Below are 2990 nucleotides of genomic sequence, written 5' to 3'. Positions count from 1 at the left end.
ATATGACGGCTATGAGTGACCTTGGCCGATCGGCTCACGTCAGGGAACGTAACTAACTGTAACCTACGGGCTAGTATTGGCCCAGCGCACGCGGACCATTCAGTCCGCGACGCCATCGATAAATGGCCGTTGGCATCTCATACGAACGCCACCTAAGGGTCGATGTCTTGGTATCTGACTACGTTCGCCAAAACGTCCGCAACGACGGCAGGATGCCCGGGTTTGACCCCATTGCAGCCGTTCTCTGAGAGAAGGTTTGCGAAAAGCCATGACCCGAAAGCAAAATCCATCCGATCCCGTTCAATAGCTTATCCCGCCCTCAAACACGGTCAGCTACAATGATCGACAGCCGTAACGTTTGAGACGACCGGGTTCGACAGGCTGTCGCGGAATGCCTTTAACCAGCTCTATTGCTGCACCAGCTCGAACTCGCCCGGCTTCCAGGTCTTGTCGAACCAGGACTCGAGCGGGCCATAGAGGCGAAGAAGGACGTTCCAGCCCTTGCCGGGAACTGTCTGGACCCAGTTGGCCTCATGGCCTTCCGGCGCTGTCGGACCGAACCAGACATCGACCGAGGAGTCCGCGTTGATCACAATGTCTTTCTTGTCGCTGCCGATGCTGGGGAATTGCTGGTCCGTCTGCAGCATCGAACGCGTTTGATTGTCATACGCAACGAACGACCAGAATTCTTTTGCCGGAATGTTTGGCGGCAGGTGGATTTTATAGGTCTTGCCGCCATCGAACGGTTTGCCGTCCTTGTCTGTGGTGGCGCCGGCGTATTGCGAACCGATGCCGACGCGCTTTATCGCCATGGCCGGCGTGATACCCGTGGCATAGTAGTGGAACAGGACACGGGCATCCAGATACCGAACGCCCGGCTGCAGAAGAAACTCGTAGTTACCGCCGACAAAGCCGGTGAACCAGGCACTGTCCGGATAATAATAGGCGTCCGTCATGCGGGTCTTGAATGTGATGGTGCGCGCCGTCGCATTGCCGACGGCGACGGCTTCAGTGAGGATCTTCTTCATCCGCTCGTCGGGTGCGAAGGGTTTGCCCTTTTCGATGCCGATGGCGGCGAGCTGTCCGAGCACTTCCGGGTGATAGGCCTCGTTCGGCTCGTACTGGACGATGTCGTTAACTTCTTCGAAGAAGTGAAAATCATTGGCATGGATCGTGTTGTACTCCTTGCCCGAGGTGTTGATGATCTTCATCGGCGGCGGATTGCCGGCTTCCGAAAGGGGATAAACCTTGGCGAATTTCTTGGTGTTTTCGACCGCGGTTGCAGTGCTGCCGTTTTCGAGGAAGCCGCGCCAGAAGAACAGGTTTCCGTAAGTCGAGGTTCGAAACACGAAATAGCCTTCGGGTATCTCGCCCTGATAACCCGGCGGCAAAAGCAGGTATTTTCCACCCTTGCCCTTGTCCGGGCCGGCATTGCCGACATCGCCGACATATTGGAACCAGTGATTGTCGATCATGCCCAGGATATTGGGCGGCGTCTCGATGACCAGCGGACCGGCCTTGGTATCCAGCCACATCAGATTGTAGATGCTTTCGGTGTTGCCGGTGAGGAACAACGAATGCGAATCCATCAGGTTTTCGAAGATCAGAATGGTCTGATTGTTGTCGGCGCCCTGGCTAGCCAATCCAACCCGCAGGGCTTCAACCGACGCGCCGGGCATGGCGTTGAGAAAAGCGTCGACGCCGCGCATGAAATCGAGATTGTCGTAGATCTTCTCCGAGGTGGCGTCATCCGGGAAGCCATCGAAAAAGTTCAACTTGCCAAGCCTGGTGTCCACACTCTCCGGCGTGACGATCGAATCCGGTATCGGCGTCGTCATTTTCATCTTCGGCGCTTCGGCGGAAGCGGTGCCCAAGCCTATCAGGACCACCGCGGCGGTGGCGCAAAGCATTCTCGTCGTGCGTATCATAACTCTCTCCTCATCGACATCTCAGCGTGGTCGGGATAATTCACGGTCGGGATAATTATTGCGCCACATTGATACCGGGCGGCTGCCAGCTGCCTTCGCCGGCCGGCAGAATTGAAGGCGCTTCCGTCTTCGGCCAGTACAGGCGCATCACGAGATAGATCGTGCCATCGGGAGCAGGCAGCCAGTTAGCTTCCTTATCCGTGCCGGGGCTGTCTTTCTGGATATAGAGGGTGAGCGAGCCATCCTCGTTCTTCTTCATGCCGGACAACATCGGCGAGTTGATGAGATAGCGGTTGATCGGGTTCTTGATCAGGAACTGGCTCTTGCCGTCATACATCGTTACCGACCAGAAGGAATTCACTGGCGGGAGTTGCCCGGCGGGAAAGGTGAGAGTGTAGTTGTGCTTGCTGCCGTCGAGCGGTTCCCCGGTGGCATCCGTTCTGGTGAAGGGGTACATGGCCTCTGCTGCATCGTTGCCATAGAGGCCTGCCTTTGCAGCTCCGGCCCGCAGCAACCAATCGCCGTTGTAGAAGGCCTCGTCGCCAAGAAGCGAGCTGACGTTCCAGCCGTTGATGGGCTTGTTTCCGCTGGCCAGCCATTTGTTGATTTTATCGTCACCTTGCTTCATGCCGATCAGCATTTCGGCTTTGTGTTCGAGCGATAGGTCCTTCAACTCGAAGGTTTTGCCGGGACCGATGCCAATCTTCGCTAGTTTCGCGCGAATATTCTTGTCCCGTGGCGTCTCGGGGACGAATTGCAGGGCCGCATCGAGATATTGGAAGAAGTTCTCCTTGATCCCGGCAGTGGTGGCAGGAAGGAACTCGATCGTCGGTGCGGCGGGCGGGGCGGGTTTTTTTAGAAACGCGGAAAGCGGCTGCGCCTTGTAGCCGGCCTGCACCTTTTCCACGTTCGGCATATCTTCGGCGTTGATGAGCTGGGTCCGAAAGTTGGCAAATACGAACGGGGTGGTCGAGGAAAAGACTTGGCTGATGCCGACGGGCTTCTCGCCTTTCCAGTCGGGTCCGACAACGAGATAGGAACCCGGGTCGTTTCCCGTGGCGC

General features: G+C 56.9%; 2 protein-coding genes. Both read right to left on the bottom strand.

Annotated elements, in window-relative coordinates; all coding sequences use genetic code 11:
• Positions 1-407: 407 nt before the first annotated feature.
• A complete protein-coding gene (locus EOC93_RS33180) occupies positions 408-1928 on the bottom strand; it encodes a DUF1254 domain-containing protein (RefSeq protein ID WP_127206722.1) in 1521 nt (506 codons plus the stop codon).
• A 55-nt stretch (positions 1929-1983) separates the two neighbouring features.
• Positions 1984-2990 (bottom strand): DUF1254 domain-containing protein (locus tag EOC93_RS33175; RefSeq protein ID WP_164759389.1); only part of this gene is annotated, 1007 nt, incomplete at its 5' end.

This window comes from Mesorhizobium sp. M6A.T.Ce.TU.002.03.1.1 (assembly GCF_003997275.1).
GTDB lineage: Bacteria > Pseudomonadota > Alphaproteobacteria > Rhizobiales > Rhizobiaceae > Mesorhizobium > Mesorhizobium mediterraneum.
The sequence above is the reverse complement of the archived record's forward strand: the minus strand, read 5'-3'. Positions and strand labels throughout refer to the sequence as shown.